We start from the raw sequence: 24,138 nt of genomic DNA on the forward strand, positions 1-24,138 counted from the left end.
GCGAATTATTTACCGCCAGTCTGTTTCTGGTGCGCGTCGAGGAACTCTTTCATCTCTTTCGGCCCCTGGTAGCCCGGCACGACGTAGCCGTTGCTCAGCACGATGGCCGGGGTCCCGGTCACACCAAACTGCACGCCCAGCGCGTAGTGGTTAGCGATGTCGATATCACAGGAGGCTGGAGTGACGCCCTTGCCGTTCATCGCGTCATCAAAGGCTTTATTGCGGTCTTTGGCACACCAGATGGCTTTCATGTCCTGCTCTGGCTGGCTCTGCACGCCTGCGCGCGGGAACGCCAGATAACGCACGGTGATGCCGAGCGCGTTGTAGTCTTTCATCTCTTCATGCAGCTTGTGGCAGTAGCCGCAGGTGATATCGGTGAACACGGTAATCACGTGTTTTTCCTGCGCGGCTTTGTAGACGATCATCTCTTTTTCCAGCGCGTTCAGATTTTTCATCAGCAGCTGGTTGGTGACGTTCACCGGCTGCGCGCCGCTGACGTCGTACAGTGGACCCTGGATGAAGTGCTTGCCGTCTTCGGTCACGTACAGCACGCCGCTGCTGGTCAGCACGGTTTTCATTCCGGCCACCGGCGCAGGCTGGATTTCGCTGCTGGTCACGCCGAGTTTCGCCAGCGACTGTTTGATCGCTGCGTCATCAGCATGGGCAAAACCGGTAAAAGAGGCGGCCAGCAGGGAGAACAGCACTAAAGATTTTTTCATTTTCAATCCTATCACTATGGGTCGGCACTCACGCTCGTGGGTGGTGCTGTTGGTGTAGCTGCCGCAGGCGTTCTGTTGCTACATGGGTGTAGATCTGCGTCGTGGAAAGATCGCTGTGCCCAAGCAGCATCTGCACCACGCGTAAATCCGCGCCATGGTTTAGCAAATGCGTCGCGAAGGCGTGACGCAGAACGTGCGGCGAAAGTTTTTCACTGTCGATGCCCGCCAGTGTGGCGTAATGTTTAATGCGATGCCAGAAGGTTTGACGCGTCATCTGCTGCGCGCGCTGGCTCGGGAACAGCACATCAATCGACACGCCGTTCAGCAGCCACGGACGCCCGTGCTCCAGGTAGTTTTCCACCCAGTAGACCGCCTCTTCGCCAAGCGGCACCAGCCGCTCTTTGTTCCCTTTACCAATTACCCGCACCACGCCCTGGCGCAGGCTGATGTCGCTCATCGTTAAACCGACCAGCTCCGACACGCGCAGCCCGGTGGCATACAACACCTCAAGCATGGCTTTATCGCGTAACTCCAGCGGCAGGTCAACCGCCGGGGACTGCAACAGGCGATCGACCTGCGCTTCGCTAAGATCTTTCGGCAAACGCTGCGGCAGCTTGGGCGACGCCAGCAGCGCGCTCGGGTCGTCGGCTCGCAGCTTCTCGCGATACATATGCTGGAACAGCCGCCGCATCGCACTCAACAACCGCGCGGAACTGGTGGCTTTGTAGCCGCCGTCCATGCGTTCAGCCAGCAGCGCCTGCAGATCGTCGCTTTGTGCCTGCTCAAGAGACAAGTTGCGATGCGCCAGCCACTCCACCAGCATGGTCAAATCGCGGCGATAAGCGCTGAGCGTATTCTCCGCCAGATTCTTTTCCAGCCAGAGCGCATCGAGAAATTGTTCGATGAGGGCGAGATCCTTTTCCACGTCTGCTCCTGTGATTCTGCCATCGGCCATTATGACGTAATGGTACAGGTTTCTGGTACACTACGCCTAAAGTCAAAGCAAGTATTGAGAAGTTTACGCGATGAATATTGGTCTGTTTTATGGTTCCAGCACCTGCTACACCGAGATGGCCGCGGAGAAAATTCGCGACATTATTGGCCCGGAACTGGTGACTCTGCACAATCTGAAAGACGACGCGCCCACCGAGATGGAGCAGTACGACGTTCTGATTCTTGGCATTCCGACCTGGGATTTTGGTGAATTACAGGAAGACTGGGAAGCCATCTGGGATCAGCTCGACTCGCTTAATCTTGAGGGCAAAATCATTGCGCTGTACGGCATGGGCGACCAGCTGGGCTATGGCGAATGGTTCCTCGACGCGCTCGGTATGCTGCACGATAAACTCTCCCCAAAAGGCGTTACCTTTATTGGCTACTGGCCGACGGAAGGCTACGAGTTTACAAGCCAAAAACCGATCATCGCAGATGGCCAGCTGTTTGTCGGACTGGCGCTGGATGAAACCAACCAGTACGACTTAAGCGATGAGCGTCTGCAAAACTGGTGCGAGCAAATTCTGGGCGAAATGGCCGAGAAGTTTAGCTAGTTCCCTGGCATTACGGCGTCGGCTGCTGCTGCAAAACCATCCGACGCAAATCTCGCCATTCGCTGGCATCCATACTGTCGGCTGACAGCCACAGATGCTGGCATCGCGCCCCTTCCTCTTTGCGCAGACGGAACATCATCCCGGAGTTCAACATCCAGGGCGTGCCGACGATCTCCCACTCTTTGCCCTGCCAGCGCAGGCGCGAATCCATCAGCAGTTTGATCTCACCCTGACGGGAATTGATACGCCGCTGGCTGCGGACGCTATCGAACACCACCAGCGACAATAACAGCATCCAGAGCGGAGTATAGCTGAGCGGCCACGGCATCAGCAGAATAAAGGCTGCGACAACGCCGTGGAGCAAAAGGGACATCCACTGTGAGCGCCAGGAGACGCGCAGATCAGATTGCCACAGGACCACGTTCCCGATTCCGTGTTTGAATTAATTGCACCATCCGCTGCAACTCGGTGTCGGCGGGTTTGCCATGATTCATCAGCCAGTTGAATAAATCAGGATCGTCACTCTCCAGCAGGCGGATAAACAGGCGTTTATCATCATCGCTTAAGCTGTCGTACTCATACTCGAAGAAGGGCATGACGGAAATATCAAGTTCACGCATGCCGCGACGGCACGCCCAGTGAATACGGGCCTTGTTGTTAATGTCCATGTCGATTTCCTGCTTAACGTTTCTTCTACCTCTAAGAGGGACGATTTCTAGTGTAACGTGTTTTTTGCTGTTTCATTACTGGAATATCGCTAACTGGAAGCACGCTTCCAGAAAAAACCCTGCAATGTAAGCGGATTACTCTGTTCTGCGTGGCGCTACGCAGAACGGCGATAAGGCACAATTGGGCTGCTGAAAGCGCTTGCAATGACTACAGTCTCTTTTACCATTAGGCATTACCGAAGCGTTATGCAATTCAGGACATCATTATGGCTTTTACTCCATTTCCTCCTCGCCAGCCCGTCGCCTCCGCGCGTCTGCCGCTGACGCTGATCTCTCTTGATGACTGGGCGCTGGCGACCCTCACCGGCGCGGATGCCGAGAAGTATCTGCAGGGCCAGGTGACCGCCGACGTGGGCCAGATGACTGAGCACCAGCATCTGCTGGCGGCGCATTGCGATCCTAAAGGGAAGATGTGGAGCAATCTGCGTCTGTTCCGCCGTCAGGACGGGTTCGCCCTGATTGAACGCCGCAGCCTGCGCGACGCTCAGTTGACTGAACTGAAGAAGTACGCCGTATTTTCTAAGGTCACTATCGCCGCGGATGACGAACACGTTCTGCTGGGTGTAGCCGGTTTCCAGGCGCGAGCCGCGCTGAACAATCTGTTCAGCGAACTGCCGGATGCCGAGAAACAGCTGGTCAGCGAAGGCGCGACCTCGATTCTGTGGTTTGAACATCCTGCCGAGCGTTTCCTGCTGGTGACCGATGCGGCGACCGCTGAACGCGTGACCGAAGCCCTGCGCGGCGAAGCGCAGTTGAACAACAGTCAGCAGTGGTTGGCTCTCAACATTGAAGCCGGATTAGCGGTTATCGATGCGGCCAACAGCGCGCAGTTTATCCCGCAGGCGACAAACCTGCAGGCGCTGGGCGGCATCAGCTTTAAGAAAGGCTGCTACACCGGTCAGGAGATGGTGGCGCGGGCGAAATTCCGTGGGGCCAACAAACGCGCCCTGTGGTATCTGGCAGGCCATGCCAGCCGCGTACCGGAAGCCGGTGAAGATCTCGAACTGAAGATGGGCGACAACTGGCGTCGTACCGGCACCGTTTTAGCTGCCGTTCAGCTGGACGACGGTCGTCTGCTGGTGCAGGTAGTGATGAACAACGATATGGAGCCGGACAGCGTGTTCCGCGTGCGTGACGATGCCAGCACGTTGAGCATTGAGCCGTTGCCGTATTCGTTAGAAGAGTAGTTTTAGTCGGTGGGAATCGCCGGGTGGCGGAAGGTAAAAGCAAAACGGTAACCCTTGGGTTACCGTTTTTAGTTTTTGCGCCCTCTCCCCGTGGGAGAGGGTTGGGGTGAGGGCATCAGGCCGCACCCGCTATCAAACCTGCCCAACATACAAATAAATCGCCAGGAAATGACACACACTGCCGCCTAACACAAAGCCGTGCCAGATGGCATGGTTATACGGAATGCGTTTGCAGACGTAAAAAATCACGCCAAGGGAATAGACAATCCCGCCTACCGCCAGCAGCGTCACTCCGCCCGCCGCCAGTTTCACCGCCAGCTGATAGACCACAATCAGCGACAACCAGCCCATCGTCAGATAGGTCACCAGCGACAGCACCTTAAAGCGATGCGCGATGGTGAGCTTGAACAAGATCCCGAGCAGCGCCAGGCTCCAGATGACAATCATCAGCCCGCGCGACAGCGGTGAGTTTAATCCCACCAGTAAAAACGGGGTGTAAGTCCCGGCAATCAGCAGATAGATAGCGCAGTGGTCGAATTTCTTCAGCCATCGTTTTGCCCGCTGATGCGGAATGGCGTGGTACAGGGTGGAGGCGAGGAACAGCAGGATCATACTCCCGCCGTACAAGCTGTAACTGGTAATCGCCATCGCATTCGCGTTGGTGTCTATCGCCTGAACCAGCAGCAACACCAGGCCCACGATGCCAAAAACAAGGCCGATACCGTGGCTGATACTGTTGGCTACTTCCTCGGCCAGTGAATATCCCTGCGCAGTAAATGGTTTGCTAACCATAGGAGGACTCCGGGAGAACGTAAGATCATGATGTATCACCTGACTATGCTAACTGAGAATGATTCCAGTGAACACCTGTTAGCTAAAATAAATCTCACTTCAGGATTAGTCCTTATAAATCATAATTTTGAATTCAATTTTCAACTAACAGATGTTAGTCCGAACTAAGGCATTTAAAATCAATCACATAAAATTGCGACTGATTCGGGTAGATCTCCGCAATCACCTCTTTGAGCGCTGCAAGGGTCATATTCTCCTGCTGGGCGTGCTTTTCCGTCAGGGTGTCCAGAGTCACCGTCGAGGTTCCCACCACTTCGATGGTGCAAAAATACGCATCGTCCTCAAAGCGCCCGACGCGCAAAATATCGCCGGTTTTAAAATGCGCTTCGGATTCATCACGGATGGTAATGGTTTTACGCCCGGCCAGAATGTCATCCTGAAAGCGCTGAAAAAAAGTGATGTCGTTAGGCTGCATGTTATTATTCCCTGTAGATGAAGTCTGATGAGTGAGTTTAGCCCCTGTGAGCATGTTCTCCCATTCCGCCATTGCCAGTCTCAACAATCTCGAGATGATGGTCTACAACTATGTCATTAAAAACCGTGACAAAGTGACCTACATGACTATCCGTGAACTGGCGGATGCGGCGGGCGTGTCCACCACCACGGTGCTGCGCTTTTGCCGTAAGCTTAACTGCGATGGCTATTCCGAATTCCGGGTGCGCTTTAAATTATATCTGGAACAAAACGAACCCCAGCAGGCGAATTTCGGCACCAGTGAAATTATTAGCTTTTTCAAAAGCGTCAACAATGAAGAGTTTGATACGTTATTAGAGCAGGCGGTTGATATTATATTATCGTCTGAGCGTATTATTTTTGTCGGTGCTGGCACTTCCGGATCGCTGGCAAAATATGGTGCGCGATTTTTCTCAAATATCGGGAAATTTAGTAACCATATCGACGACCCTTATTTCCCGGTGACCAACGATATGGCGAAAAATGCACTGGCGATCGTGCTCTCCGTTTCGGGTGAGACGGAAGAGATCCTGCGCTTCGCCAGCCAGTTCAGCCTGCATCACTGCAAGGTGCTCTCTATCACCAGCCACGAGCACTCCCGCCTGGCGAAACTGGCGGACTTTAATCTCTCCTGGCATGTCCCACAAACCCGTATTGCGGGTGTTTACGATATTACGACACAGATTCCGGTTATTTATATTCTCGAATCCATCGGCCGGAAACTGGCGAAGAAACTGGCGGAATAAAACGCCCTGTTTTTTTGATGTAACATATTACATTACCAGCTAATTGTTATATCGTGACATTTAATTCTGCTTTGCTAGACTCGAAAACAATAGATCCTAAGACGAGATTAGCAAACATGAAAAAACTCACCTTACCGAAAGATTTTTTATGGGGCGGCGCGGTGGCGGCGCACCAGGTTGAAGGCGGCTGGAATAAAGGCGGCAAAGGCCCAAGCATTTGTGACGTCCTGACCGGCGGCGCGCACGGCGTTCCGCGTGAAATCACCCAGGAAGTGGTGCCGGGCAAATACTATCCCAACCACGAAGCCATCGACTTCCACGGCCATTACAAAGAAGACATCAAGCTGTTCGCCGAGATGGGCTTCAAATGTTTCCGCACCTCCATCGCCTGGACGCGCATCTTCCCGAAAGGCGACGAAACTCAGCCGAATGAAGAAGGGCTGAAATTCTACGACGACATGTTCGATGAGCTGCTGAAGTACAACATCGAGCCGGTGATCACCCTCTCCCATTTCGAAATGCCGCTGCACCTGGTGCAGGAGTACGGCGGCTGGACCAACCGTAAAGTGGTGGATTTCTTCGTCCGTTTCTCTGAAGTGGTTTTCGAGCGTTACAAGAGCAAGGTCAAATACTGGATGACCTTCAACGAAATCAACAACCAGCGTAACTGGCGCGCGCCACTGTTCGGGTATTGCTGCTCCGGCGTGGTCTATACCGAGCATGAAAATCCGGAAGAGACCATGTACCAGGTGCTGCATCACCAGTTCGTTGCCAGCGCCCTGGCGGTGAAAGCCGCGCGTCGCATCAACCCGGAAATGAAAGTCGGCTGCATGCTGGCGATGGTCGCGCTCTATCCGTTCTCCTGTAAGCCAGAAGACGTGATGTTTGCCCAGGAATCCATGCGTGAGCGTTATGTCTTTACCGATGTTCAGCTGCGCGGCTACTACCCAAGCTACGTCCTGAACGAGTGGGAACGCCGTGGCTTTACTATCAACATGGAAGCGGGCGACGAGCAGATCCTGCGTGAAGGCACCTGCGATTATCTCGGTTTCAGCTACTACATGACCAACGCCGTCAAAGCTGAAGGCGGCACCGGTGACGCGATTTCTGGCTTTGAAGGCAGCGTGCCGAACCCGCACGTCAAAGCTTCCGACTGGGGCTGGCAGATTGACCCGGTTGGCCTGCGCTATGCCCTGTGCGAACTGTATGAGCGCTATCAGAAGCCGCTGTTTATCGTGGAAAACGGCTTCGGCGCTTACGATAAAGTCGAAGAAGACGGCAGCATTAACGACGACTACCGTATCGATTATCTGCGTGCCCACGTGGAAGAGATGATGAAAGCGGTCACCTATGATGGTGTGGATCTGATGGGATACACCCCGTGGGGCTGCATCGACTGCGTCTCGTTCACCACCGGCCAGTACAGCAAACGCTACGGCTTTATCTATGTGAACAAGCACGACGACGGTACGGGCGATATGTCCCGCTCCCGCAAGAAGAGCTTTGAGTGGTACAAAGAAGTGATCGCCAGCAACGGCGAGAACATTTAAACATCATGCCGGGCGGCGCTTCGCTTGCACCGGCCTTCAGTTTCGTAGGCCCGGTAAGCGCAGCGCCACCGGGCATTAACACTATTTCCCGCCCGCCAATTCAAGAAAACTGCCCGTCACATACGACGCTTTCTCACTTAGCAACCAGACGATCGCCTGCGCGACCTCTTCCGGCTGTCCGCCGCGCTGCATCGGCAACATCGATTTCACCCGGTCCACTCGCCCTGGCTCACCGCCGGAGGCATGGATATCGGTGTAAATCAGCCCAGGACGCACGCCGTTGACCCGAATGCCACATGCCGCGACTTCCAGCGCCAGGCCGGTCGTGAGTGAATCCACCGCCCCTTTCGATGCCGCATAATCAACGTATTCCCCCGGCGCGCCCAGACGTGATGCCGCCGACGAGACGTTCACAATCGCCCCGCCCTTGCCGTTGTGTTTGAAGGACATACGTTTTACCGCCTCGCGACAGCAGAGGAAATAGCCTGTGACGTTGGTGGCCAGCACGCGGTTGATACGCTCGGCGGAGAGATTCTCAATCGTGCTCTGTTCAAACAAAATCCCGGCGTTGTTAACCAGTGCCGTCAGCGACTCGCCTTCGCGGTCGATGCTGTCAAACATCGCCAGCACCTGAGATTCTTCGCTGATGTCGGCGCGCACGGCGAAGGCTTTGCCGCCCGCCTCGGCGATCTGATTGATCACATCCGTTGCGGCCTTGATGTTGTGGTGATAGTTCACCGCCACCGTATAACCTTCACGCGCCAGCTGCAGCGCCGTCGCTTTGCCAATGCCCCGGCTGGCGCCGGTGACCAGTGCGATTGCCATTTCCTTTCTCCCAATAAAAAGGCCGGGTAGCGGCTACGCCTCACCCGGCCTACAGTTCAGAGCTTAAGTATTACTGATAATCGCTCATTGGCACGCAAGAACAGAACAAATTACGGTCGCCGTAAACGTCATCGAGACGCTTCACGGTCGGCCAGTACTTGTTCGCCACACCAGCCGGGAAGACCGCCAGCTCGCGGGTATAGCCGTGATTCCACTCCGCCACCAGCTCGTTCTGGGTGTGCGGCGCGTTCACCAGCGGGTTATCTTCCAGCGGCCATTCGCCCTGTTTAACGCGGTCAATTTCACCGCGGATCGCCAGCATCGCATCGATAAAGCGGTCCAGCTCGACTTTGCTTTCCGATTCGGTCGGCTCCACCATCAGCGTACCCGCCACCGGGAAGGACATGGTTGGCGCGTGGAAACCATAGTCGATCAGGCGTTTGGCGATATCCAGCTCGCTGATGCCGGTTTCGTCTTTCAGCGGACGAATATCGAGAATACATTCGTGCGCCACGCGGCCATCACGGCCGGTGTAGAGCACCGGATAGGCGTTTTTGAGGCGTGTCGCGATGTAGTTCGCATTGAGGATCGCCACCTGGCTCGCCTGTTTCAGCCCTTCAGCGCCCATCATGCGGATGTACATCCAGCTGATTGGCAGAATAGAGGCGCTGCCGAACGGTGCCGCAGACACTGCGCCCTGACGGGTCAGCATGCCTTCGATCTGCACCACGCTGTGGCCCGGAACAAACGGAGCCAGATGCGCTTTCACACCGATTGGGCCCATACCCGGGCCGCCACCGCCGTGCGGAATGCAGAAGGTTTTGTGAAGGTTCAGGTGCGAGACGTCCGCGCCGATAAAGCCCGGAGAGGTAATGCCCACCTGGGCGTTCATGTTCGCGCCGTCGAGATAAACCTGACCGCCGAACTGATGCACCACTTCGCACACTTCGCGGATCGTCTCTTCATAGACGCCGTGAGTGGACGGATAGGTCACCATGATGCAGGAGAGTTTTTCGCCCGCCTGCTCGGCTTTCGCACGCAGATCGGCGAGGTCAATGTTACCGTTCTTATCGCAGGCCACGACCACCACTTCCATCCCCGCCATCTGCGCAGACGCCGGGTTGGTGCCGTGGGCAGAGCTTGGGATCAGGCAGATATCGCGATGCCCTTCGTTGCGGCTTTCGTGATAGTGACGAATCGCCAGCAGGCCCGCATATTCCCCCTGCGCGCCAGAGTTCGGCTGCATGCAGAGCGCGTCGTAACCGGTCAGTTTCACCAGCCAGTCGGAGAGCTGACCGATCATCTGATGGTAACCTTCCGCCTGATCTGCCGGGCAGAACGGGTGAAGTTCAGAGAATTCAGGCCAGGTAATCGGGATCATTTCCGCGGCAGCGTTGAGCTTCATGGTGCAGGAGCCGAGCGGGATCATCGCCTGGTTCAGCGCCAGATCTTTGCGCTCCAGAGAGTGCATGTAACGCATCATCTCGGTTTCGCTGTGATAGCGGTTAAACACCGGATGGGTCAGGATCGCGTCGTCGCGCAGCATGCTTTCCTGAATGGAGCGGCTATCGTGCGCCACATCTTTATCCAGGGCATCCACGTCCAGACCGTGGGCATCGCCCAGCAGAACGGTGAACAGCGCCTGAATATCTTCGCGGGACGTGGTTTCGTTCAGGGTGATGCCAACCGCGTTCAGGATATCGCTGCGCAGGTTAATTTCAGCGGCTTCGGCGCGCGCCAGCACGCCCGCTTTATCGGCCACTTCCACACACAGGGTGTCGAAGTAGTGGGCATGACGCAGCTTCAGCCCTTTCTGCTGCAAGCCCGCCGCCAGAATATCGGCAAAGCGGTGAATGCGGGAGGCGATACGTTTCAGGCCGACCGGGCCGTGGAACACGGCGTAGAGGCTGGCGATGTTGGCCAGCAGCACCTGAGAAGTACAGATGTTGGAGTTCGCTTTCTCGCGGCGGATATGCTGCTCGCGAGTCTGCATCGCCATGCGCAGCGCAGTGTTACCGGCGGCGTCTTTCGACACGCCGATAATACGGCCAGGCATGGAGCGTTTGAATTCGTCTTTCGCCGCGAAGAAGGCCGCGTGCGGGCCGCCGTAGCCCATCGGTACGCCAAAGCGTTGTGCAGAGCCGAAGACAATGTCTGCGCCCTGTTTGCCTGGAGCGGTGAGCAGTACCAGCGCCATAAAATCAGCGGCGACGCTGACCACAATTTTGCGGGATTTCAGCTCAGCGATCAGGCTGGTGTAGTCGTGGACTTCACCGGTGGTGCCGACCTGCTGCAACAGCACGCCGAACACATCCTGATGATCCAGCACTTTTTCAGCGTCGTCGACAATCACGTCAAAGCCGAAGGTTTCCGCGCGAGTGCGGACTACGTCCAGCGTCTGCGGATGGATATCGGCAGCGACGAAGAAGCGGTTCGCGTTTTTCAGTTTGCTGACGCGTTTTGCCATCGCCATCGCTTCGGCGGCGGCGGTCGCTTCATCAAGCAGAGAGGCGGAGGCGATATCCAGACCGGTCAGATCCAGCGTCACCTGCTGGAAGTTCAGCAGCGCTTCCAGACGTCCCTGAGAGACTTCCGGCTGATAAGGGGTATAGGCGGTGTACCAGCCTGGATTTTCCAGCATGTTGCGCAGGATCACCGGCGGTAACTGCACAGGGGTGTAGCCCATGCCAATGTAAGACTTAAAGCGCTTGTTGAGGCCGGCAATTGCCTTCAGCTCTGCCAGCGCGGCGTATTCAGTGGTCGCGTCACCCACCTGCGGCGGCGTGGCAAGCTGAATGTCTTTGGGCACGATCTGGCCGATCAGTGCGTTTAACGAATCCGCGCCAACTGTCTTCAGCATCTCCTGCTGTTGCTGAGCATCCGGCCCAATGTGACGTTCAATGAAAGCGCCACGGTTTTCAAGCTGGCTTAAAGTCTGTGTCATGAGCGATGGTTCCTGAAACGTGCAGTGAATCGTATATGTCTCGAACTTTTTTGCCCGGTGGCGCTGGCGCTTACCGGGCCTACGTTGCTCTGTAGGCCGGATAAACGCAGTGCCATCCGGCACAACGTTACTCGTCTTCTAACAGGGCTGCGTACGCGGTCGCATCCAGCAGCGCTTCAACTTCTGCTTCGTCGTTGGCTTTGATTTTGAAGATCCAGCCGCCGGTGTACGGCTCGCTGTTGACCAGCTCCGGGGAGTCGCTCAGCGCGTCGTTGACGGCCACGATTTCGCCGCCCACTGGCGCGTAAATGTCAGACGCGGCTTTCACCGACTCCGCCACGGCGCAGTCGTCTCCCGCGCTCACGGTCGCACCGACGTCCGGCAGGTCCACGAAGACCATGTCACCCAGCAGCTCTTGCGCGTGCTCGGTGATGCCTACCGTGTAAGTGCCGTCGGCTTCTTTGCGCAGCCATTCGTGTTCTTTGCTGTATTTCAGTTCTGCTGGCACATTGCTCATTGGAATTCTCCTGATAAAAATGATTAGGCGACCGGCTTACCGGCGCGAACAAAAATCGGTTTAGTCACGCTGACCGGCATTTCGCGGTTGCGGATCTGCACCACGGCAGTCTCGCCAATCCCGGCCGGGACGCGCGCCAGCGCAATGCTGTAGCCCAGCGTCGGTGAGAAGGTCCCGCTGGTGATAACGCCTTCGTGAAGATTGCCGCTGGCATCGGTGAAACGCACTGGCAGTTCGTTACGCAGCACCCCTTTCTCTTTCATCACCAGGCCGACCAGCTGCTCGGTGCCTTTCTCGCGCTGCGACTCCAGGGCTTCGCGACCAATGAAATCACGGTCAGCCGGTTCCCATGCGATGGTCCAGCCCATATTGGCCGCCAGCGGAGAGATCCCTTCGTCCATCTCCTGACCGTAGAGGTTCATCCCGGCTTCGAGACGCAGCGTATCGCGCGCGCCCAGACCGGCAGGTTTAACACCGGCTTCGACCAGCGCGCGCCAGAAATCGGCCGCTTTCTCGTTCGGCATCGCAATTTCGTAGCCCGCTTCCCCGGTGTAACCGGTGGTCGCAATAAACAGATCGCCTGCCTGCACGCCGAAGAACGGCTTCATGCCTTCCACGGCTTTACGCTGCTCATCGCTGAACAGGGAAGCGGATTTGGCCTGCGCGTTCGGCCCCTGCACGGCGATCAGGGAAAGATCGTCGCGAACGGTGATATCGATGGCGAATTTGGCGGCGTGTTCGGAAATCCAGGAGAGGTCTTTTTCGCGGGTGGCGGAGTTAACAACGAGGCGGAAGAAATCTTCAGTGAAGTAATAGACGATCAGGTCATCAATCACGCCGCCGGAGGCGTTTAGCATCCCGGTATAGAGCGCTTTGCCTGGTGTTTTGAGTTTGGCGACGTCGTTCGCCAACAGATAACGCAGAAACTCCCGGGTGCGACTGCCGCGCAAATCGACGATGGTCATGTGGGAGACATCGAACATCCCGGCATCGGTGCGCACCGCGTGGTGCTCATCGATCTGCGAGCCGTAGTGCAACGGCATCATCCAGCCATGGAAATCGACCATGCGCGCGCCGCATAACGTGTGTTGTTCGTACAAAGGAGTCTGTTGAGCCATCTTGTCCTCGTTGAATGATCAGAGCAGGGCAATCTTGCGTTTCGCGCGAAATTTCTCACCACGAAACCCGGCGTCGGCATCACTCCAGGACGTCGACGCAAACGTTCTCTTTTCCCTGAAGTTACCACCGAAACCGGCGATTAACCATAAGGTAAAACGGGTCATCACATTAGCTTATGACCAAAAAACGCTGAAAAGCCTACAGAGTTATTCACTGGCAAAATGCGATTTACCCCGCATAAAATTAACTTAAATTTCACAAAATTGAGCACAGGCTGATATTTCCTGCGGAAAAACGCGCCTATTTTCCGTCATGAAAAAAACGCGACATTAGATAATCTAATGCGAAAAGAGGAGTGGAATTAGAATATTTCAAACGAGGGAAACATCCCGGCACAAAGGCCGGGAGAGGAAAGTGTGATGGGGGTCTAATTTAACGTTTTGTGCTTAACGCAGCCACTCGGGGAGATCGTTTAAGCCCATCGCCTGACGCAGAAGTTGCGGTTTGACGCCGGGAAGCGTGTCCGCCAGTTTGAGGCCAACGTCGCGCAGCAGTTTTTTCGCCGGATTGTTACCGGCAAAGAGCTCGCGGAAGCCCTGCATCCCCGCCAGCATCATCGCCGCGCTGTGTTTGCGGCTGCGCTCGTAGCGGCGCAGGTACATGTGCTGACCAATATCTTTGCCTTCGCGATGCAGACGACGCAGCTCGTCAATCAGCTCCGCGGCATCCATAAAGCCCAGATTCACGCCCTGACCGGCCAGCGGATGAATGGTGTGCGCCGCATCGCCGACCAGCGCCATTCGGTGCGAGGCAAACTGACGCGCGTAGCGGCCGGTCAGCGGGAAGAGCTGGCGCTCACTTTCAAGCGTACACAGCCCGAGACGATTATCAAAAGCCATGCACAGCGCCTGATTGAACTCGTCCGGCGTGGCGGCTTCCATCTGCTGCGCTTTCTCCGGCACCAGCGACCAGACGATGGAGCACAGATGCGGATCGCTTAACGGCAGAAACGCCAGAATACCGTCGTTGTGGAAAATCTGACGCGCCACGCCGCCGTGCGGCTCTGCGGTGCGGATCGTCGCCACCAGCGCGTGATGGCGGTAATCCCAGAAGGTGAGCGGAATATCGGCTTTGTTACGCAGCCAGGAGTTGGCGCCATCGGCACCCACCACCAGCCGGGCGGTCAGCATATCGCCGCTTTGCAGCGTCAGGAAAGCTTCGTTTTCGCCCCAGGCAATCTGTTGCACCTGGGCGGGTGCCATCAGGGTGACGTCGGAGCAGCTCTGCGCTTTACGCCACAGGGCGTGGTGGATCACCGAATTTTCAACAATGTGGCCCAGATGGCTGTAGCCCATGCTTTCGTCGTCAAAAGCAATATGACCGAAGCTGTCTTTATCCCACACTTCCATGCCGTGATAGCAGCTGGCGCGAAACGCCGTGATATCAGACCAGACGCCGAGATGCGTTAACAGCTTTTCGCTGGCGGCGTTAATGGCCGACACGCGCAGCTCTGGCGCTGAGTCCTGCGCAACGGGCTGCGGCGGTTTATTCTCAAGCACCGCCACACGCAGGCCGCTGCCCTGTAAACCGCAGGCCAGCGCCAGCCCCACCATTCCGCCGCCAACAATGGCAACATCAACATTCTGCACTTAGTAACTCCTTAACGAGCGACCCAACCGAGAGTTCGCTGCGCCAGCACGTCGCGTGCCGGAATGAATAGTTCCATCGCCATCAGCCCCGCGTTGCGCCCGGCCACCAGTGGTGCCCAGCGATTCGCGAAAAGATGCACCAGCCCATCGGTCACGCCGATGGTGGCCTCTTTATCTGCCTGACGACGTTTCTGATACTGACAAAGCACGGAATACGCGCCGCAATCTTCACTGTCCTGCCAGGCCTGCGCCAGCGTCTCGGCCAGGCTCATGACGTCGCGCAAACCTAAATTAAACCCCTGTCCGGCAATCGGATGCAGCGTCTGCGCCGCATTCCCGACTAACGCCACGCGATGAGAAACCGACTGCGACGCGGTGGTCAGCGCCAGCGGATACGCCGCGCGCTTTCCGGCGTGGGTGATGCGCCCTAAACGCCAGCCGAAGGCTTTTTGCAGCTCGTCGCAAAAACGCCTATCTGACCAGGCCATGACGTCATCCATCGCGTCTACGGCGTGGCACCAGACCAGCGAACTGCGACCATGAGACATCGGCAGCATCGCCAGCGGACCGTGCTCGGTAAAACGTTCAAAGGCGCGGCCCTGATGGGCAACCGCGGTCGAAACGTTGGCAATTACCGCCGCCTGACCGTAAGGCTGCTGCTGCCAGGCGATACCACACTGGGTCGCCAGCGCGGAGCGGGAACCGTCTGCGGCGACCAGCAGTTTGCCCTCCAGCACATCGCCGTTATCCAGCGTCACGCTCACGCCCTCTTCACTACGGGTGAAACTGGCGACGCGCGCCGGACAGTGGAGCGTCACACCGGGTGCGTCCTGTAGTAAGCGGAACAGGCGCTGACCGACGTCGTGCAGTTCGACCACCTGCCCGAGGGCATCAATGTGGTAATCCTGCGCATCGAGGGTGACAAAACCGGCGTGGCCGCGATCGCTGACGTGAACGGTATTAATAGACGTGGCGCACTCAGCAATCGCCTGCCAGATCCCCAGGCGCGACAGGTGCTGACAGGTGCCCTGCGCCAGCGCAATCGCGCGGGAGTCAAAGCCCGGATGTTCCGTTGTCTGTGGCGCGACGGCCTCGACCAGATGAACCGGGAGCTGGCCGCGCGTCAGCTGTGAAATCGCCAGGGCGAGCGTCGCGCCCGCCATGCCGCCGCCAACGATTACCACGCTCATGCGCGTGCCGCCGCCATCAGGGCTTCGATCTCATCGGCTTTTTTGACGACAGACGCCGTCAGGTTTTCGTTGCCGTTTTCGGTGATCACAATATCGTCTTCGATACGAATCCCAATCCCGCGATACTCGGCAGGGACATCCGCGTCCGGCGCGATGTACAGGCCCGGCTCGACGGTTAACACCATTCCCGGCTCAAGCGTGCGGGAACGATCTGTGCCGTAGACGCCGACATCGTGCACATCCAGCCCCAGCCAGTGGCTGAGACCGTGCATAAAGAACGCGCGATGGGCGTTGTCGGCAATCAGCTCTTCCACATCGCCCTTCAGTACGCCGAGTTTCACCAGGCCGTTGACCATGATGCGGATCACCGAGCCGGTCACTTCCTGAATGGAAGTGCCAGGGCGGAACAAGGTCAGCGCGGTTTCCAGAGACTCAAGAACGATGTCGTAAACCGCGCGCTGGGCTGGCGTGAATTTGCCGTTCACCGGGAAGGTGCGGGTGATGTCACCGGCGTAACCGCGATATTCACACCCCGCGTCGATCAGCACCAGATCGCCGTCGCGCAGTTCACTTTCGTTTTCGGTGTAGTGCAGGATGCAGCCGTTTTCGCCGCCGCCGACAATGGTGTTGTAGGACGGGAAGCGCGCGCCGTGGCGGTTGAACTCATGCAGGATTTCGCCTTCGAGCTGATACTCGAACATCCCCGGACGGCATTTTTCCATCGCACGGGTGTGGGCGAGCGCGCTGATTTCACCCGCGCGGCGCATCACATCCAGCTCTTCCGGCGATTTAAACAGGCGCATTTCATGCACGATCGGACGCCAGTCGGTGATGGACGCAGGCGCGGAGAGATTCTGACGCGAGCCTTTACGCAGTTTATCCAGCGCGGCAAACACCAGCTCATCGGCGTAGGCGTATTCGCCCTGAGCGTGGTAGACCACGTCCAGACCGTTCAGCAGCTGATAGAGCTGTTCGTTGATTTCGCTAAAGGCCAGCGCGCGTTCGACGCCGAGTTTCTCCGGCGCGGCGTCTTGCCCTAAGCGGCGGCCAAACCAGATTTCGGCGGTGAGATCGCGAACGCGGTTAAAGAGAACGCTGTGGTTGTGGGTGTCATCGCTTTTGATCAGCACCAGCACCGCTTCGGGCTCGTTAAAGCCGGTGAAGTACCAGAAATCGCTGCTCTGGCGATAGGGATATTCGCTGTCATTGCTGCGCGTGGCTTCCGGTGCGGCAAAGATCAGCGCCGCGCTGCCCGGCTGCATGTTGGCTAACAGCGCCTGACGGCGGCGAAGATACTCCTGCTGAGTCATGACACCCTCCTGTGCGTTCTTTTTTTTAATGTAAGGTCGGTTTGCGTACTTCCGGTGCGGTCGGCTGTGAGCGCGTAAAGGTGTCGTGGCACAGCAGCGCCGCTACACGAACGTACTCGATAATCTCTTCGACGGACATTTCCAGCTCTTCCTGGTCTTCGTCTTCGTCGTAGCCCAGCTGCGCGATGTTACGCAGATCGTCGATCGCTTCACCCGCTTCGCCGGTGACTTTATCGAGCTTCGGCTGCGTGACGCCCAGACCCAGCAGATAGTGGTTTACCCAGCCCGCCAGGGCATCGGCGCGGTCGAAAACGCTGACGTCATCGCCATCAGGCAGATAAAGCTGAAAAAGGAAGCCGTCGTCCTCCAGGGAGTCGCTGGTCGCGGAGTGCATTTTACGCAGCGCTTCCGCCAGTTCGTGACCAAAGGCCAGACCTTCGTTCGTCAGGTCGTGAAGCAGCGGCTGCCATGAGCTGTCGCTGTTTCCGCCGCACAGCATGCCACTGATCAGACCGTGCATTTCAGCAGGGGTCAAACCCACGCCCTGCTGGTTAAGTAACTGGCTTACTTCGTTGTAACCAGGCATTTCGTTCTGTATAGACATGCGCATTCGTCATCGTTGGAGGAATATTCATGATATGCTACCACTTTGGACCCTGGAGATACCAGAAAAGGGCTTGTATCTTCATATCAGGGTAGCTATAGTGTCGCCCCTTCGCAGCCCCCGGGCCGAGTGCGAAGGTCGCGCAGTCAATCAGCAGGAAGGTGGCATGTCTGCACAACCCGTCGATCTCCAGATTTTTGGCCGTTCGCTGCGAGTGAATTGTCCGCCTGAACAAAGGGATGCTTTGAGTCAGGCTGCGGACGACTTGAATCAGCGGTTGCAAGATCTAAAAGAACGCACTAGAGTCACAAATACTGAGCAGCTGGTTTTCATCGCCGCGTTGAACATCAGCTATGAATTAACTCAGGAAAAAGCGAAGACCCGCGACTACGCGGCGAGCATGGAGCAACGCATTAAAATGCTCCAGCAGACCATTGAACAAGCGTTGCTTGATCAGGGTCGCACTCCCGAAAGGCCAGTGCAAAAGTTTGAATAACACTTCGCAGTTGACTATGGTAGAGTGACTGTGAAGACAAAATTTCTCTGAGATGTTCGCAAGCGGGCCAGTCCCCTGAGCCGATATTTCATACCACAAGAATGTGGCGCTCCATGGTCGGTGAGCATGCTCGGTTCGTCCGAGAAGCCTTAAGACTATGACGACACATTCACCTTGAACCAAGGGTTCAAGGGTTACAGCCTGCGGCGGCATCTCGGAGATTCCCCTTCTTTACTACCTTCAAGCATCATGACTCAATTTCCTGAAGTCCCTGCTTCCCGACAAGCTATCCGTCAGTTAATCCGCAAACACCGTCGAGCGCTTTCGCCCGAACAACAAGCTCATTTTGCCCAGCAAGCTGCCGCGCGCATGATGGCGTATCCGCCCGTTGTGATGGCGCATACGGTCGCCCTGTTTCTGTCGTTTGACGGCGAGCTTGATACTCAACCGCTGATCGAACAACTCTGGCGCGCCGGGAAAAAGGTTTATCTGCCGGTGCTGCATCCGTTCAGTCCGGGCAATCTGCTGTTCTTGCACTACCATCCGCAAAGCGAACTGGTGGTGAACCGTCTGAAAATCACCGAACCGAAACTCGACGTGCGCGATGTGCTGCCGTTGCAGGATTTGGATGTGCTGATTACGCCACTGGTGGCTTTCGATGAGAGCGGTCAGCGTCTGGGGATGGGCGGCGGATTTTACGATCGCACGCTGCAGAACTGGCAGCAGTATGGTTTGCAGCCGGTGGGTTATGCCCATGATTGTCAGGGCGTGAAAGCGCTGCCGGTGGAGAAATGGGATGTACCGCTGCCTGCGGTGGTGACGCCTTCGAAATTGTGGGAGTGGTGAAATAACAAAGCCGGGTGGCGGCTACGCCTTACCCGGCCTACAAAACCACGATTAACCCGTAGGTCGGGTAAGCGCAAGCGCCACCCGACACAGCAAACCGCAGATTAGTACAACAGACGCGCGCGAATCGTGCCTGGAATCGCCTTCATGCTCAGCAATGCTTTCTCCGCCACTTCATCATCTGCTTCGATATCAATGACTACATAGCCCATCTGCGAGTTAGTTTGCAGGTACTGCGCCGCAATGTTGACGCTCTGCTCGGCGAAGATCTGGTTAATCGCGGTCAGCACGCCAGGACGATTCTCGTGAATGTGCAGCAAACGGCGCCCGCCATGTAATGGCAGAGACACTTCCGGGAAGTTCACCGCCGACAGCGTAGAGCCGTTATCGGAATACTTACTCAGTTTGCCCGCCACTTCCAGACCGATGTTTTCCTGCGCTTCCTGAGTCGAGCCGCCAATGTGCGGCGTCAGGATCACGTTGTCGAATTCACACAGCGGAGAGGTGAACGGATCGGTGTTGGTCGCCGGTTCCGTCGGGAAGACATCGATAGCCGCGCCCGCCAGATGCTTACTGCGCAGGGCCTCGCACAGGGCAGGAATATCTACCACTGTACCGCGCGCGGCGTTAATCAGCAGAGAACCCGGCTTCATCAGCGCCAGCTCTTCCGCGCCCATCATGTTTTTGGTGGAGGCGTTTTCCGGCACATGCAGGCTCACCACGTCGCTCATGTTGAGCAGATCGGAAAGATGCTGCACCTGAGTTGCATTACCCAGCGGGAGTTTGTTTTCGATATCGTAGAAGAAGACGTTCATCCCGAGAGATTCCGCCAGAATCCCGAGCTGCGTACCGATATGGCCGTAGCCGATGATCCCCAGCTTTTTACCACGCGCTTCAAACGAGCCAGAGGCCAGTTTGTTCCACACGCCACGGTGCGCTTTGGCGTTGGCTTCAGGAATGCCGCGCAGCAGGAGCAGCAGCTCGCCAATCACTAACTCCGCCACGGAACGGGTGTTGGAGAAAGGAGCGTTAAAGACCGGCACGCCGCGTTTAGCCGCTGCATTCAGATCCACCTGGTTGGTACCGATACAGAAACAGCCAATCGCCACCAGCTTCTCAGCGCAGGCAATAACCTCTTCAGTCAGATGGGTACGGGATCGCAGGCCGATGAAATGGGCATCACGGATGGATTCTTTCAGCTGCTCAGTATCCAGCGCGCCTTTGTGGAATTCGATGTTGGTGTAACCTGCTGCACGAAGGTTATCCAGTGCTTTCTGATGCACTCCTTCGACGAGCAGAAACTTAATCTTGTCTTTTTCCAGTGATACCTTTGCCATTTACCCGACCCTGTTTTGTCTGAACTGATGTTGTGCTGGATTTAAATCCGCTCCAGCCAACATATCAAAAAAAACTATTGCAGCAATATGAACGTTTGCGTCGGCACTCTGAAGAAAAGTCATCCAGAGCGAAATGTCAGAGGAAAATGCTGTGGTTAATCGGGAAAGCGGCAGGATCGTCAGAACAGGTGAAAAAACGTGACACAAGTCACCGAATTTGGCTTTTGAAAAATATTTAGCGGGGGGAGAGCTCCCCCCGTCAGATCATTTTACGATGGTTTTCACGCCATCGGCGGTGCCGATCAGCGCCACATCCGCGCCACGGTTGGCGAATAACCCTACGGTCACTACGCCTGGAATCGCGTTAATCGCATTTTCCATCGCCACCGCGTCCATGATCTCCAGATTGTGCACATCGAGGATCACGTTACCGTTGTCCGTCACCACACCCTGGCGATATTCCGGACGGCCGCCCAGCTTAACCAGCTGGCGAGCAACTGCGCTGCGCGCCATCGGGATCACTTCCACCGGCAGCGGGAAGTTGCCGAGAATATCCACCTGCTTGGAAGCGTCCGCGATGCAGATGAACTTATCCGCCACGGAGGCAATGATCTTTTCACGGGTCAGCGCCGCGCCGCCGCCTTTGATCATCTGCATGTGGCCGTTGATCTCGTCGGCACCATCCACGTAGATCCCCAGACGATCCACTTCGTTCAGATCGAAGACCGTAATGCCGAGACTTTTCAGCTTTTCCGTGGAAGCATCGGAGCTGGATACCGCGCCCTCGATTTGCCCTTTCATCGTGCCGAGCGCATCAATAAAATGTGCGGCGGTCGAGCCCGTCCCTACGCCAACAATAGTGCCGGGTTGTACATACTGGAGAGCGGCCCATCCTACTGCTTTTTTCAGTTCATCCTGCGTCATGATCGTTCTGCCTGTGGTGTGAAAACTCAGGGCGCATTATAGAACATGCGGGCGGGGAATGTCCCTGTGACCGGTGTCACATTAACGAGCAAAGCTCTGACAGATCCGATGTGGTCGGAATTGGTCTGTCACAAAGGTAAATTTGTGTCATAGTGCAGAATCAGCAAAATTCAGGAGTACTGCCCCGCAATGAAACGTCCGGACTACAGAACACTACAGGCGCTTGATGCCGTCATTCGTGAACGAGGTTTTGAGCGCGCGGCGCAAAAGCTGTGCATCACTCAATCCGCCGTATCACAGCGAATCAAACAGCTTGAGAATATGTTCGGACAACCGCTGCTGGTGCGTACGGTTCCACCACGTCCGACGGAGCAAGGGCAGAAGCTGCTCGCCCTGCTGCGTCAGGTTGAGCTGCTGGAAGAGGAGTGGCTGGGCGATGAACAGACCGGATCCACGCCGCTGCTGCTGTCGCTGGCGGTCAACGCCGACAGTCTGGCTACCTGGCTGTTGCCTGCCCTCTCCACCGTGCTGGCCGACTCACCGATCCGTCTCAATTTGCAGGTGGAAGATGAAACCCGTACTCAGGAACGTCTGCGTCGCGGCGAAGTGGTCGGGGCCGTCAGTATTCAGCCGCAGGCGCTGCCAAGCTGCCTGGTCGATCAACTCGGCGCGCTGGACTACCTGTTTGTCGGCTCCAGAGAGTTTGCGGATCGCTACTTCCCGAACGGCGTCACCCGCGCCGCGCTGCTGAAAGCGCCCGCCGTGGCGTTCGACCATCTCGACGATATGCACCAGGCGTTTTTACAGCAAAACTTCGACCTGCCGCCGGGCAGCGTGCCCTGTCATATCGTGAACTCGTCGGAAGCCTTCGTGCAGCTGGCGCGTCAGGGAACCACCTGCTGCATGATCCCGCATCTGCAGATTGAGAAAGAGTTGAAGAGCGGTGAGCTCATCGACTTAACGCCAGGGCTGTATCAGCGTCGGATGTTGTACTGGCACCGGTTTGCGCCGGAAAGCCGAATGATGCGCAACGTTACCGATGCACTGCTGGCTTATGGGCATAAGGTGTTGAGGCAGGATTAAAAAAGCCGGGTTACCCCGGCTTTTTTATTATTGTTGTGCTGGTGCAGCGGCTGGTGCCGTCTGCTGACCCTGTGCCGGTTCAAGCTGGAACACCACATCGACCTGATCGTCGAACTGAATAGTCGGCTGTTCGTAAGTTTCCTGCGCAGAAGCCGGGGCGGCATCTGCCTTCATCATGCGAACCATCGGGCTCGGCTGATAGTTAGAGACGTGGTAACGCACGCTATACACCGGGCCAAGCTTCGATTTGAAGCCAGACGCCAGCTGCTCTGCCTGACGCACAGCGTCATCAATTGCCGCTTTACGCGCTTCGTCTTTGTATTTCTCTGGTTGCGCAACGCCCAGCGACACGGAACGAATTTCGTTCAGCCCCGCTTTCAGCGCGCCATCCAGCAGCGAGTTCAGCTTGTCCAGCTGACGCAAGGTCACTTCAACAGTACGTACCGCGCGGTAGCCTTTCAGAATGCTTTTGCCATTCTGATAGTCGTAATCGGGCTGGGTGCGCAGATTCGCCGAGTTAATGTCTTTTTTCGCGACGCCATTCTGCTCAAGGAAAGAGAGATATTGCGCAACGCGATCGTCAGCCTGTTTCTTGGCGGACGCCGCATCTTTTGCCGCGACGTTCACTTCAATCGCAAGCGTTGCAACATCAGGAACCGCGTCCACGCTTGCGGTACCGGAAGTGACAATGTGCGGTCCATTTGGCAATTCGTTTGCCTGTACCGACACTGCGCCTAAACCTACTAATGCCGCCAGGGCCATCACTTTAAACTTCACTGTTATTCCTCCATGTTGCGAAGTGCCCACCGAAGGGCGCATGCCAGCAAGCTTAGCGCGTCTGTTTCAGTTGTCCATAAGACAACGCTTAGTTGAACAATACCTGCACGTGATTAATCCCCTCTTTCGCCAGCTGGAAGGCGATAACCCACATCACCACGCCGACCAGAATATTAATGATGCGCTGTGCTTTGGCGGTGCGTAAACGCGGGGCGAGCCAGGCGGCCAGTATCGCAAGGCCAAAGAACCACAGGAAGGAGGCACTCACCGTCCCCAGCGCGAACCAGCGTTTGGGTTCCACATCCAACTGACCGCCCAGGCTGCCCAGTACCACGAAGGTATCCAGATAGACGTGCGGATTGAGCCAGGTGACCGCCAGCATGGTGGCGATAATCTTCCAGCGCCCCTGCTTCATCACCTCGGCGCTGGCCAGTTCGAGATTGCTGCTCATGGCGGTTTTCAGCGCGCCAAAGCCGTACCACAGCAGGAACGCCACGCCGCCCCAGGTCACCAGCGCCAGCAGCCACGGGGATTGCATCAGCAGTGCGCTGCCGCCAAAAATTCCGGCGCAAATCAGCACTAAATCGCTGACGGCACAGAGCATCGCAATCATTAAATGATATTGCCTGCGGATCCCCTGATTCATGACAAACGCATTCTGAGGACCGAGAGGAAGGATCATGGCCGCGCCAAGCACAAGGCCTTGAAAATAATAAGATAACATGCAAAATAATC

The 24,138-nt window shown here is 56.5% G+C and carries 25 protein-coding genes and 1 other RNA gene; 8 read left to right on the forward strand and 18 right to left on the reverse strand.

Going from position 1 to position 24,138, the window contains the following annotated elements; all coding sequences use genetic code 11:
• Window positions 1-5: 5 nt before the first annotated feature.
• Both dsbC and xerD read right to left on the reverse strand, forming a co-directional pair.
• The gene (gene dsbC, locus U9O48_RS18280; protein ID WP_282494432.1) at window positions 6-719 is read right to left on the reverse strand and encodes a bifunctional protein-disulfide isomerase/oxidoreductase DsbC; all 714 of its coding nucleotides are present in this window, start codon (window positions 717-719) and stop codon (window positions 6-8) included.
• 28 nt (window positions 720-747) lie between these two features.
• Window positions 748-1,644, reverse strand: coding sequence for a site-specific tyrosine recombinase XerD (gene xerD / locus U9O48_RS18285; RefSeq protein ID WP_282494431.1), 897 nt, complete (start codon window positions 1,642-1,644; stop codon window positions 748-750).
• A 100-nt stretch (window positions 1,645-1,744) separates the two neighbouring features.
• On the opposite strand from xerD, the gene fldB reads away from it, so the two are divergent.
• The gene (fldB, locus tag U9O48_RS18290; RefSeq protein ID WP_285157468.1) at window positions 1,745-2,266 is read left to right on the forward strand and encodes a flavodoxin FldB; all 522 of its coding nucleotides are present in this window, start codon (window positions 1,745-1,747) and stop codon (window positions 2,264-2,266) included.
• 10 nt (window positions 2,267-2,276) lie between these two features.
• Here the strand turns inward: fldB and U9O48_RS18295 are convergent, their stop codons facing one another.
• Entirely contained in the window at window positions 2,277-2,687 is a 411-nt protein-coding gene (locus tag U9O48_RS18295; RefSeq protein ID WP_282494429.1) for a protein YgfX, read from the reverse strand.
• A complete protein-coding gene (gene sdhE / locus U9O48_RS18300) occupies window positions 2,668-2,934 on the reverse strand; it encodes an FAD assembly factor SdhE (protein WP_095283258.1) in 267 nt (88 codons plus the stop codon). The genes U9O48_RS18295 and sdhE overlap by 20 nt, the downstream gene beginning before the upstream one ends.
• Window positions 2,935-3,200: 266 nt before the next feature.
• Between sdhE and ygfZ the strand changes: the two genes are divergently transcribed.
• Window positions 3,201-4,181, forward strand: a complete 981-nt coding sequence (gene ygfZ, locus U9O48_RS18305; RefSeq protein ID WP_282494428.1) for a tRNA-modifying protein YgfZ — start codon at window positions 3,201-3,203, stop codon at window positions 4,179-4,181.
• A 132-nt stretch (window positions 4,182-4,313) separates the two neighbouring features.
• On the opposite strand, the gene trhA is transcribed toward ygfZ, so the two are convergent.
• Together trhA and yqfB are read right to left on the reverse strand one after the other, a co-directional pair.
• Window positions 4,314-4,973 carry a PAQR family membrane homeostasis protein TrhA gene (gene trhA / locus U9O48_RS18310; protein WP_103946619.1) on the reverse strand — a complete coding sequence of 220 codons (660 nt, stop codon included), beginning with the start codon at window positions 4,971-4,973 and terminating at the stop codon, window positions 4,314-4,316.
• Between the two features lie 154 nt (window positions 4,974-5,127).
• On the reverse strand, window positions 5,128-5,448 hold the full coding sequence (gene yqfB, locus U9O48_RS18315) for a N(4)-acetylcytidine aminohydrolase (RefSeq protein WP_285150925.1): 321 nt from the start codon (window positions 5,446-5,448) through the stop codon (window positions 5,128-5,130).
• A gap of 52 nt (window positions 5,449-5,500) precedes the next feature.
• Here yqfB and U9O48_RS18320 point away from each other — a divergent pair, with 52 nt between their 5' ends.
• Window positions 5,501-6,232: a MurR/RpiR family transcriptional regulator gene (locus tag U9O48_RS18320; RefSeq protein WP_282494505.1), complete on the forward strand. Its 732-nt coding sequence runs from the start codon at window positions 5,501-5,503 to the stop codon at window positions 6,230-6,232.
• A gap of 116 nt (window positions 6,233-6,348) precedes the next feature.
• Entirely contained in the window at window positions 6,349-7,782 is a 1,434-nt protein-coding gene (bglA, locus tag U9O48_RS18325) for a 6-phospho-beta-glucosidase BglA (RefSeq protein ID WP_285150926.1), read from the forward strand.
• Window positions 7,783-7,863: 81 nt separating this feature from the next.
• On the opposite strand, the gene U9O48_RS18330 is transcribed toward bglA, so the two are convergent.
• The 8 genes from U9O48_RS18330 to U9O48_RS18365 form a co-directional block, all read right to left on the reverse strand.
• Complete coding sequence (locus U9O48_RS18330) at window positions 7,864-8,607, reverse strand: SDR family oxidoreductase (RefSeq protein WP_285150928.1); 744 nt, start codon at window positions 8,605-8,607, stop codon at window positions 7,864-7,866.
• A 70-nt stretch (window positions 8,608-8,677) separates the two neighbouring features.
• Window positions 8,678-11,551 carry an aminomethyl-transferring glycine dehydrogenase gene (gcvP, locus tag U9O48_RS18335; protein ID WP_285150930.1) on the reverse strand — a complete coding sequence of 958 codons (2,874 nt, stop codon included), beginning with the start codon at window positions 11,549-11,551 and terminating at the stop codon, window positions 8,678-8,680.
• Window positions 11,552-11,678: 127 nt separating this feature from the next.
• Entirely contained in the window at window positions 11,679-12,068 is a 390-nt protein-coding gene (gcvH, locus tag U9O48_RS18340) for a glycine cleavage system protein GcvH (protein ID WP_100779029.1), read from the reverse strand.
• Window positions 12,069-12,091: 23 nt separating this feature from the next.
• Window positions 12,092-13,186, reverse strand: coding sequence for a glycine cleavage system aminomethyltransferase GcvT (gene gcvT, locus U9O48_RS18345; RefSeq protein WP_285150931.1), 1,095 nt, complete (start codon window positions 13,184-13,186; stop codon window positions 12,092-12,094).
• Window positions 13,187-13,633: 447 nt separating this feature from the next.
• Window positions 13,634-14,836 carry an FAD-dependent 2-octaprenylphenol hydroxylase gene (ubiI, locus tag U9O48_RS18350; protein WP_285150933.1) on the reverse strand — a complete coding sequence of 401 codons (1,203 nt, stop codon included), beginning with the start codon at window positions 14,834-14,836 and terminating at the stop codon, window positions 13,634-13,636.
• 11 nt (window positions 14,837-14,847) lie between these two features.
• Window positions 14,848-16,026: a 2-octaprenyl-6-methoxyphenyl hydroxylase gene (gene ubiH, locus U9O48_RS18355; RefSeq protein WP_324722949.1), complete on the reverse strand. Its 1,179-nt coding sequence runs from the start codon at window positions 16,024-16,026 to the stop codon at window positions 14,848-14,850.
• The gene (pepP, locus tag U9O48_RS18360) at window positions 16,023-17,336 is read right to left on the reverse strand and encodes a Xaa-Pro aminopeptidase (RefSeq protein ID WP_285150935.1); all 1,314 of its coding nucleotides are present in this window, start codon (window positions 17,334-17,336) and stop codon (window positions 16,023-16,025) included. Before pepP ends, ubiH begins: the two co-directional genes overlap by 4 nt.
• Window positions 17,337-17,361: 25 nt before the next feature.
• The gene (locus tag U9O48_RS18365; protein WP_123428885.1) at window positions 17,362-17,940 is read right to left on the reverse strand and encodes a YecA family protein; all 579 of its coding nucleotides are present in this window, start codon (window positions 17,938-17,940) and stop codon (window positions 17,362-17,364) included.
• 166 nt (window positions 17,941-18,106) lie between these two features.
• Between U9O48_RS18365 and zapA the strand changes: the two genes are divergently transcribed.
• The 3 genes from zapA (at window position 18,107) to U9O48_RS18380 (ending at window position 19,282) form a co-directional block, all read left to right on the forward strand.
• Complete coding sequence (gene zapA, locus U9O48_RS18370; protein WP_282494419.1) at window positions 18,107-18,436, forward strand: cell division protein ZapA; 330 nt, start codon at window positions 18,107-18,109, stop codon at window positions 18,434-18,436.
• A gap of 41 nt (window positions 18,437-18,477) precedes the next feature.
• Window positions 18,478-18,661, forward strand: a non-coding RNA gene (gene ssrS, locus U9O48_RS18375) — 6S RNA.
• A gap of 24 nt (window positions 18,662-18,685) precedes the next feature.
• Window positions 18,686-19,282, forward strand: coding sequence for a 5-formyltetrahydrofolate cyclo-ligase (locus U9O48_RS18380; protein ID WP_285150936.1), 597 nt, complete (start codon window positions 18,686-18,688; stop codon window positions 19,280-19,282).
• A 104-nt stretch (window positions 19,283-19,386) separates the two neighbouring features.
• Here the strand turns inward: U9O48_RS18380 and serA are convergent, their stop codons facing one another.
• Complete coding sequence (serA, locus tag U9O48_RS18385) at window positions 19,387-20,619, reverse strand: phosphoglycerate dehydrogenase (protein WP_285143801.1); 1,233 nt, start codon at window positions 20,617-20,619, stop codon at window positions 19,387-19,389.
• 264 nt (window positions 20,620-20,883) lie between these two features.
• A complete protein-coding gene (gene rpiA / locus U9O48_RS18390) occupies window positions 20,884-21,543 on the reverse strand; it encodes a ribose-5-phosphate isomerase RpiA (protein ID WP_285150937.1) in 660 nt (219 codons plus the stop codon).
• Between the two features lie 189 nt (window positions 21,544-21,732).
• On the opposite strand from rpiA, the gene argP reads away from it, so the two are divergent.
• Window positions 21,733-22,626 (forward strand): DNA-binding transcriptional regulator ArgP, encoded by an 894-nt coding sequence (gene argP / locus U9O48_RS18395; RefSeq protein WP_282494415.1) that lies wholly within the window; start codon window positions 21,733-21,735, stop codon window positions 22,624-22,626.
• Between the two features lie 27 nt (window positions 22,627-22,653).
• Here the strand turns inward: argP and U9O48_RS18400 are convergent, their stop codons facing one another.
• On the reverse strand, window positions 22,654-23,403 hold the full coding sequence (locus U9O48_RS18400; RefSeq protein ID WP_324722950.1) for an oxidative stress defense protein: 750 nt from the start codon (window positions 23,401-23,403) through the stop codon (window positions 22,654-22,656).
• An 88-nt stretch (window positions 23,404-23,491) separates the two neighbouring features.
• Window positions 23,492-24,127 (reverse strand): arginine exporter ArgO, encoded by a 636-nt coding sequence (gene argO / locus U9O48_RS18405; RefSeq protein WP_285150938.1) that lies wholly within the window; start codon window positions 24,125-24,127, stop codon window positions 23,492-23,494.
• Window positions 24,128-24,138: the final 11 nt, after the last annotated feature.

It is taken from the genome of Lelliottia sp. JS-SCA-14 (assembly GCF_035593345.1).
GTDB classification, from domain to species: Bacteria; Pseudomonadota; Gammaproteobacteria; order Enterobacterales; family Enterobacteriaceae; genus Enterobacter; species Enterobacter wanjuensis.

What these genes read in the sequence shown, in the direction of transcription:
- trhA (WP_103946619.1), bottom strand. Translation starts at nt 4,973, where the DNA reads ATGGTTAGCAAACCATTTACTGCGCAGGGATATTCACTGGCCGAGGAA.
- gcvT (WP_285150931.1), bottom strand. Translation starts at nt 13,186, where the DNA reads ATGGCTCAACAGACTCCTTTGTACGAACAACACACGTTATGCGGCGCG.
- ygfZ (WP_282494428.1), top strand. Translation starts at nt 3,201, where the DNA reads ATGGCTTTTACTCCATTTCCTCCTCGCCAGCCCGTCGCCTCCGCGCGT.
- U9O48_RS18365 (WP_123428885.1), bottom strand. Translation starts at nt 17,940, where the DNA reads ATGTCTATACAGAACGAAATGCCTGGTTACAACGAAGTAAGCCAGTTA.
- argP (WP_282494415.1), top strand. Translation starts at nt 21,733, where the DNA reads ATGAAACGTCCGGACTACAGAACACTACAGGCGCTTGATGCCGTCATT.
- gcvP (WP_285150930.1), bottom strand. Translation starts at nt 11,551, where the DNA reads ATGACACAGACTTTAAGCCAGCTTGAAAACCGTGGCGCTTTCATTGAA.
- U9O48_RS18330 (WP_285150928.1), bottom strand. Translation starts at nt 8,607, where the DNA reads ATGGCAATCGCACTGGTCACCGGCGCCAGCCGGGGCATTGGCAAAGCG.
- U9O48_RS18320 (WP_282494505.1), top strand. Translation starts at nt 5,501, where the DNA reads ATGTTCTCCCATTCCGCCATTGCCAGTCTCAACAATCTCGAGATGATG.
- zapA (WP_282494419.1), top strand. Translation starts at nt 18,107, where the DNA reads ATGTCTGCACAACCCGTCGATCTCCAGATTTTTGGCCGTTCGCTGCGA.
- rpiA (WP_285150937.1), bottom strand. Translation starts at nt 21,543, where the DNA reads ATGACGCAGGATGAACTGAAAAAAGCAGTAGGATGGGCCGCTCTCCAG.
- yqfB (WP_285150925.1), bottom strand. Translation starts at nt 5,448, where the DNA reads ATGCAGCCTAACGACATCACTTTTTTTCAGCGCTTTCAGGATGACATT.
- bglA (WP_285150926.1), top strand. Translation starts at nt 6,349, where the DNA reads ATGAAAAAACTCACCTTACCGAAAGATTTTTTATGGGGCGGCGCGGTG.
- serA (WP_285143801.1), bottom strand. Translation starts at nt 20,619, where the DNA reads ATGGCAAAGGTATCACTGGAAAAAGACAAGATTAAGTTTCTGCTCGTC.
- gcvH (WP_100779029.1), bottom strand. Translation starts at nt 12,068, where the DNA reads ATGAGCAATGTGCCAGCAGAACTGAAATACAGCAAAGAACACGAATGG.
- sdhE (WP_095283258.1), bottom strand. Translation starts at nt 2,934, where the DNA reads ATGGACATTAACAACAAGGCCCGTATTCACTGGGCGTGCCGTCGCGGC.
- dsbC (WP_282494432.1), bottom strand. Translation starts at nt 719, where the DNA reads ATGAAAAAATCTTTAGTGCTGTTCTCCCTGCTGGCCGCCTCTTTTACC.
- pepP (WP_285150935.1), bottom strand. Translation starts at nt 17,336, where the DNA reads ATGACTCAGCAGGAGTATCTTCGCCGCCGTCAGGCGCTGTTAGCCAAC.
- ubiH (WP_324722949.1), bottom strand. Translation starts at nt 16,026, where the DNA reads ATGAGCGTGGTAATCGTTGGCGGCGGCATGGCGGGCGCGACGCTCGCC.
- fldB (WP_285157468.1), top strand. Translation starts at nt 1,745, where the DNA reads ATGAATATTGGTCTGTTTTATGGTTCCAGCACCTGCTACACCGAGATG.
- argO (WP_285150938.1), bottom strand. Translation starts at nt 24,127, where the DNA reads ATGTTATCTTATTATTTTCAAGGCCTTGTGCTTGGCGCGGCCATGATC.
- U9O48_RS18380 (WP_285150936.1), top strand. Translation starts at nt 18,686, where the DNA reads ATGACTCAATTTCCTGAAGTCCCTGCTTCCCGACAAGCTATCCGTCAG.